9 protein-coding genes are annotated in these 6,100 nt (G+C 64.5%); 7 read left to right on the top strand and 2 right to left on the bottom strand.

The window, feature by feature from the left end; all coding sequences use genetic code 11:
* The first annotated feature begins 235 nt into the window (after window positions 1-235).
* The 4 genes from rpsF (at window position 236) to ACTS2Z_RS00275 (ending at window position 2,021) form a co-directional block, all read left to right on the top strand.
* Window positions 236-586 carry a 30S ribosomal protein S6 gene (rpsF, locus tag ACTS2Z_RS00290; RefSeq protein WP_442571236.1) on the top strand — a complete coding sequence of 117 codons (351 nt, stop codon included), beginning with the start codon at window positions 236-238 and terminating at the stop codon, window positions 584-586.
* Window positions 587-598: 12 nt separating this feature from the next.
* Window positions 599-856 carry a 30S ribosomal protein S18 gene (gene rpsR, locus ACTS2Z_RS00285; protein ID WP_036511913.1) on the top strand — a complete coding sequence of 86 codons (258 nt, stop codon included), beginning with the start codon at window positions 599-601 and terminating at the stop codon, window positions 854-856.
* 11 nt (window positions 857-867) lie between these two features.
* Entirely contained in the window at window positions 868-1,461 is a 594-nt protein-coding gene (gene rplI / locus ACTS2Z_RS00280) for a 50S ribosomal protein L9 (RefSeq protein WP_442571235.1), read from the top strand.
* A gap of 86 nt (window positions 1,462-1,547) precedes the next feature.
* Complete coding sequence (locus tag ACTS2Z_RS00275) at window positions 1,548-2,021, top strand: GNAT family N-acetyltransferase (RefSeq protein WP_442571234.1); 474 nt, start codon at window positions 1,548-1,550, stop codon at window positions 2,019-2,021.
* A gap of 1 nt (window position 2,022) precedes the next feature.
* On the opposite strand, the gene ACTS2Z_RS00270 is transcribed toward ACTS2Z_RS00275, so the two are convergent.
* The gene (locus ACTS2Z_RS00270; protein ID WP_442571233.1) at window positions 2,023-2,394 is read right to left on the bottom strand and encodes a DUF6768 family protein; all 372 of its coding nucleotides are present in this window, start codon (window positions 2,392-2,394) and stop codon (window positions 2,023-2,025) included.
* Entirely contained in the window at window positions 2,391-2,942 is a 552-nt protein-coding gene (locus ACTS2Z_RS00265) for an RNA polymerase sigma factor (RefSeq protein WP_442571232.1), read from the bottom strand. The genes ACTS2Z_RS00270 and ACTS2Z_RS00265 overlap by 4 nt, the downstream gene beginning before the upstream one ends.
* 170 nt (window positions 2,943-3,112) lie before the next feature.
* On the opposite strand from ACTS2Z_RS00265, the gene ACTS2Z_RS00260 reads away from it, so the two are divergent.
* From ACTS2Z_RS00260 to ACTS2Z_RS00250, 3 genes are all read left to right on the top strand, one after another.
* Window positions 3,113-4,585 (top strand): replicative DNA helicase, encoded by a 1,473-nt coding sequence (locus ACTS2Z_RS00260; RefSeq protein WP_442571231.1) that lies wholly within the window; start codon window positions 3,113-3,115, stop codon window positions 4,583-4,585.
* Entirely contained in the window at window positions 4,551-5,636 is a 1,086-nt protein-coding gene (alr, locus tag ACTS2Z_RS00255; protein WP_442571230.1) for an alanine racemase, read from the top strand. The genes ACTS2Z_RS00260 and alr overlap by 35 nt, the downstream gene beginning before the upstream one ends.
* Window positions 5,633-6,100 (top strand): MlaE family ABC transporter permease (locus ACTS2Z_RS00250; RefSeq protein WP_442571229.1); only part of this gene is annotated, 468 nt, incomplete at its 3' end. The genes alr and ACTS2Z_RS00250, both read left to right, overlap by 4 nt.

Genomic DNA, 6,100 nt, shown 5'->3' with positions numbered 1-6,100 from the left:
AAGCGTGGCCCCTACAAAAAGTGTAGTGCTGAAATTTCAAACTGAGACACTACCCCTGAACCGCCCCGCTTGCCCTTTGCCAGCCGATAGAGTATGTCCCGCGCCTTCACCGGCTGCGGTCTGGCAGGCGTGAACCGGCTCCACATGGTGTGGGGGCGGGCCTTGCCAGAGCCATCACGGGTCTGCCTTCCCTGGCAGTCATCGTGCCGCAGCCCCAGGAAAACAGGGACCAAACATGGCATACTACGAACACGTGTTCGTTGCCCGTCCGGATGTCTCTCCGGCTCAGGTCGAGAGCCTCCTCGAGGAACTCAAGGGCCTTATCGAGAGCAATGGCGGCAAGGTCGGCAAGACCGAATACTGGGGCCTTCGCACCCTCGCCTACCGCATGAACAAGAACCGCAAGGGTCATTACGGCCTGATCGACATGGAAGCGGGCGCCGAAGTGCTCGAAGCCATCGATTCCCGTCAGCGCTATTCCGATGACGTGATCCGTTACATGACCGTGCGCCTGGAAGAGCTCTCCGATGAGCCGTCCGCCGTTCTTCGCAAGAGCGAAGAGCGCAAGCGCCGCGACCGCCAGTAGGAGATCTGATCCATGGCTAGCGATATCCCCACCATCGGCGCCCCCGTGCGCCGTCCGTTTGCCCGCCGCCGCAAGGTCTGCCCGTTCTCGGGCGAGGGCGCCCCGGCCATTGACTACAAGGATGTGAAGCTGCTTCAGCGCTACATGTCCGAACGTGGCAAGATCGTGCCGTCGCGCATCACGGCGGTGTCTGCCAGGAAGCAGCGCGAACTGGCCCGTGCCATCAAGCGCGCGCGCTATATGGGCCTTCTGCCCTACGCGGTCGAGTAGGAGAGAGCCCCATGAAAGTCGTTCTTCTTGAGCGCGTGGAAAAGCTCGGCACCATTGGCGATGTCGTCAATGTCCGCCCCGGCTTTGCCCGCAACTTCCTCCTGCCGCAGCACAAGGCGCTGCGCGCAACGGAAGCCAACATGGCCCGCTTCGAGCGTGAGCGGGAAATCCTGGAAAAGCGCAATGCGGAACGTGCCGCAGAAGCGCGTGGCCAGGGCGAGCACCTGGACGGTGCCAGCTTCGTGCTGATCCGTCAGGCGTCGGAATCCGGCCAGCTTTACGGATCGGTCTCCACCCGCGACATCGCGGATGCAGCCTCGTCCGACAGCCTGGCTGTCACCCGCGCCATGGTCGACCTGAATACGCCGATCAAGACGCTGGGCGTGCACACCGTGCGCATCGTCCTGCACCCGGAAGTGACCGTGGAAATCAGCGTCAACGTCGCCCGTACGGCCGACGAAGCTGAGCGCCAGGCCAAGGGTGAAGACGTCATCGCTTCGGCTGCCGAAGAAGACCGCGCCCTTGCCGATGCGCAAGCGGCCGAACTCTTCGAAGCCTCTGCCGAAGGCGCAGAAGAGCGTGGTGGCGACCGCGAAGAGGACTAGTCCTCCCGCCTCGCATCCGTTCTGATATACGATCAGGGGCGGCTCCTTACGGGGCCGCCCTTTTTCGTTGGTGGAGACACCCTGTCATGGTCATTCGCGATTACCAGCAAAGCGATGCGGCAGAGCTGGCTGCGATCTTTCACGACGCCGTGATGACCGGCTCTGCGCCGGCCTATTCGTCAGAGCAGCGCCGGGCCTGGGCGGCCCGTCTGCAAACGCCTGCCGCCTTGCATGACAGGCTGGAGCATCAGACCTGCCTGATTGGCGAGCGCAACGGCAAGGCCGCCGGCTTCATCGCGCTGGAGGCAAGCGGGCATCTCGACATGCTGTTTGTGCGCCCTGAGGAGCGCGGCAAAGGCCTGGCCGGAGCGCTCCATGATGCCCTGATCGAGCGGGCACGCGCCGCAGGGCACGCCAATCTTTCCGTCCATGCCAGCCATCTCGCCCGGCGCTTTCTGGGCCGGCGCGGCTGGACCTTTATCCGCACCGAAACCGTAAACCTTGGCGGGGTCCGCATGGAGCACCACTACATGGCGCTGCCCTTGCAGACCCCGTCCTGAGCTAGCTGCCGGAGCGCATCCGCTCGATGCGCAGTTCCAGCCGGCGGATTTCCGTCACCATCCGGTTCTCGGTCATGAACGGGGTCATGCCTGTCTTCATCACCAGTGACCCCAGCAAGAGGACACCGGCGGAGATGCCGTAGCGCAGCGCCTCAAGAACCTCCTCAGTCTGGAAAAACAGCCAGGCCAGCCAGACGCCGCCAATGAACATGACCGCCTGGCTGATGAACATCACCCAGCGCGCCCACGCGCGCGGGCCGGTCAGCAGGCCAAGAGCGCTCGCCACAAAGCCCGGCTCCCGGCTGAGCACCTCGCGCAGCGCGCGGTCTTCATCATCCAGCGCCTGTTCGATCAGGCGATCCACATCACTCATCTCATGCCTCCTTCGAGACTTTCGCGCAGCTTGCGCCGCGCATGCATCAGGCGGGTCTTCACCGTGCCCGCCGGCACGTCCAGAGCAATGGCGGTTTCCGCCACGCTCAATCCTTGCAGGTGGAAGAGCGCAACCGCCGCGCGCTGCTCCGGCGGCAACGCCGCCAGGGCAGTTTTCAGGCGCGCCACCTCTCCTTCGTCGTGAATGTCCGGGGCAGCGTCCTCACGCGGCTCTGCCTCTATCGCTTCGGCCAGCCGCCGGTCCGACTGCCGCCCCCGCACCAGCCGCGCGCAGCGGCGCGTGACGATGCGATAGGCCCAGGCAACAAAGGCGCGGTCATCGCGAAGACTGGCAAGACCGCGCACGATCTCCACCCACGCCTCCTGAACCGCGTCCTGCGCCTGGTCATGCGCTCCGGTCAGCCGCCAGGCATGGGCGGTCAGCAGCGGATACCAGCGCTCAGCCAGCTGGCGCATGGCCTTGCCGTCACCGGCGCGAGCCGCCGCGCAGAGATAGGCGTCCAGAGCATGGTCAGAGGTCTTGCGCATCAAGGTTCCAGACAAGCGTTCGGGAACAAGGTGCGCATTAATGGCAAACCGGTTCAATCGGCGCGCAGTTTTCCACAGACGGTGTTTGACCGGGGAAAAGCCTCACCCGCCGCTCGCGTGACCGTGCCTGATCCGCTATCACCGGTACTATGACCGCAGAAACCGCAGACATGAGCTTCGCCAGCGATGGAGGAGACGGGACCAGCCCGCCGCACAATATCGAGGCGGAGCAGGCGTTTCTGGGCGGCCTCCTGTTCGACAACGAGGTCTTCAACCGGGTTTCCGACTGGCTTCTGCCCGAGCATTTCTACGACCCCTTCCATGGCCGCCTCTACGCCAAGGCGCGCGAGCTGATCGGCGCTGGTGCCCTCGCCGATGCTGTTGTGCTGAAGAACCGTCTGGCCGACGATGAGGGCCTCAAACAGCTTGGCGGTCCGGTCTATCTCGTCGACCTGATGCGCGAGGCGCCCGACAGCGTCAGCGCGCCGGAATATGCCCGCCTCGTCTATGAACTCGCCCTGCGGCGCGAACTTATCACCATTGGCGAGACGATTTCCTCCCAGGCCCGAGACACCAGCGAGCAAGGCAATGCCTCGACCCTGATCGAGAGCGCGGAACGCGAACTGTTCAGCCTCGCCGAAAAGGGCACCGCCCAGAAGAGCTTCCAGCCCTTCTCTGCGGCTCTGGCCCAGTCGCTGGAAGTGGCCGCAGCCGCCTACAAGCGCGGCGGCAAGCTGTCGGGCATGCCCTCCGGCCTCACGACGCTCGATGACAAGCTGGGCGGGCTTCACCGCTCCGACCTCATCATCCTTGCCGGGCGCCCCTCCATGGGCAAGACGGCGCTTGCGACCAATATCGCGTTCGCCGTCGCGCGCGCTGCCGAGTTCGAGGAAGGCCCGGACGGCAAGCGCCGCGTTATCAAGGGCAAGGGCGGCGTGGTCGGCTTCTTCTCGCTGGAGATGAGCGCCGAGCAGCTCGCAACGCGTCTGATCGCCGATTACACCGGCATTCCCGGCTATCTGATCCGTCAGGGCCGCATCGACCAGAACCAGTTCGGCGAGATCAATGACGGCGTGCGCGAGATCTCGCAGATCCCGCTCTATATCGACGATACTGGCGGCATCTCCATCGGTGCGCTGGCCGCGCGGGCGCGGCGCCTGAAGCGCACGGTCGGCCTCGATCTTCTGGTCATCGACTATTTGCAGCTCATCACCGGTGGTTCACGGCGCAGCGAAAGCCGGGTGCAGGAAGTCTCCGAAATCACCATGGCGCTCAAATCGCTCGCCAAGGAGCTGGACATACCGGTGATCGCCCTGTCCCAGCTCTCCCGTCAGGTGGAGCAGCGCGAGGACAAGAAGCCGCAACTCTCCGACCTGCGCGAGTCCGGCTCGATCGAGCAGGACGCCGACGTTGTGATGTTCGTCTACCGCGAGGCCTATTATCTTGAGCGCGCGGAGCCTAAAGAAGGCACCGAGGAACATCTTCGCTGGGAAGATGAGATGCGCGAGATTCGCAATCGCGCCGAAGTGATCATTGGCAAGCAGCGCCACGGCCCGATTGGCGCGGTGAAGGTGGCGTTTGACCCTGAGCGGACCAAATTCTCCGACCTTGAAGATTCCGGACGCTATTCCAGCCTCGAATAGCGCCGCGCCCGCATGCCTCGTCGTCAGTCTTGATGCGCTCCAGCGCAATTATGCCACCCTGTCGCAGCTGGCAGCCGGCGCGCGCTGCGCCGCTGTGGTGAAGGCCGATGCCTACGGGCTGGATGCCGCTCCTGTTGCCCGCGCCCTGCGAGAGGCCGGATGCACGGCCTTCTTCACCGCCACGCCGGAGGAAGGCGCCGCCATTCGCGAGGCGACAGGCGGCCAGCCAGACATTTTCGTCCTCAACGGCTTTCAGCCGGGCCAGCATGCACAGCTTGTCAGCGCAAACCTGATCCCGGTCATCAGCTCGCTCGAAACGCTTCACGCCTGGCGCGCGGAAGGGGGCGGCCCGCACGCCCTGCATGTCGATACCGGCATGAACCGGCTGGGGCTGACTGTGGAGGAAGCCGCCGGGCTGGCGGGCGAAGAGCACCACGATCTGCGCCTGGTGATGAGCCATCTTGCCTGTTCGGACGTGCCCGGCCATCCGATGAATGCCCGCCAGCTGACCCGCTTCCGTGACGTCCTGAAAGGCTTTCCAGGCATTCCCGCGAGCCTTGCCAATACCGGCGGCGTGCTGCTGGGGCCGGACTACCATTTTGATCTCGTCCGTCCTGGCGTTGGCCTTTACGGCCTCAATCCGGCGACCGAGCGCAACGCGCCCTTTCACCCCGTCTTTCATGTCGATGCGCCGATCTTGCAGGTGCGCACGCTGCGCGCCGGTGACACGATCGGGTATGGGGCCCGCTACACGGCGAAAGACGATCGCCTCATCGCGATCGCAGGCTTTGGCTATGCTGACGGTTTGCCGCGCGCGGCATGGCAGGCGGGAACGGCCCGCCTTGGCGACAAACCAGTGCCGATTGCCGGCATGGTCTCGATGGACCTGACCGCGCTCGACATTACCGGCCATGAAGGCCTTGCCCGCCAGCTGGGGCGTGTCCAGTTTTATGGCGAAGACATCGGGCCGGTCGCCCAGGCGGCCGGCACTATCGGATATGAATTGCTGGTCCGGCTCGGACAGCGGCTGAAACGCGAGTATGCGCGGTGATAAAGATTTTAAGTCCGGTACAGGCTCTGGGGCGGGGCGTCCTTTCGCTTCTTCGGTCAATTGGCGCCATCACGCTGTTTGCCGGGGCGGTCTTTCGCGCGCTGGCCGGTCCGTTCTTTGCCGGACAATTCACCCAGCAGCTTGTCCGCATCGGCTTTCTCTCGCTGCCCGTGGTCGGTCTGACCGCACTCTTCACCGGAGCGGCACTGGCGCTGAACATCTATGTGGGCGGTGAACGCTTCAACGCGGAAAGTTTCGTGCCCAATATCGTCGCGCTTGGCATCGTGCGGGAGCTGGGCCCCGTCATCGCGGCGCTGATGCTGGCGGGCCGGGTCTCCTCGGGGATTGCTGCCGAGATCGGCGCGATGCGAGCAACCGAACAGATCGACGCCCTGCACACCCTCACCATCGATCCGATGCGCTATCTCGTCGTGCCGCGCGTGATGGCCGGCATCGTGGTCCTG

Source organism: Glycocaulis sp., from assembly GCF_052168375.1.
GTDB lineage: Bacteria > Pseudomonadota > Alphaproteobacteria > Caulobacterales > Maricaulaceae > Glycocaulis.
This window is presented reverse-complemented; position numbering and strand designations above follow the sequence as displayed.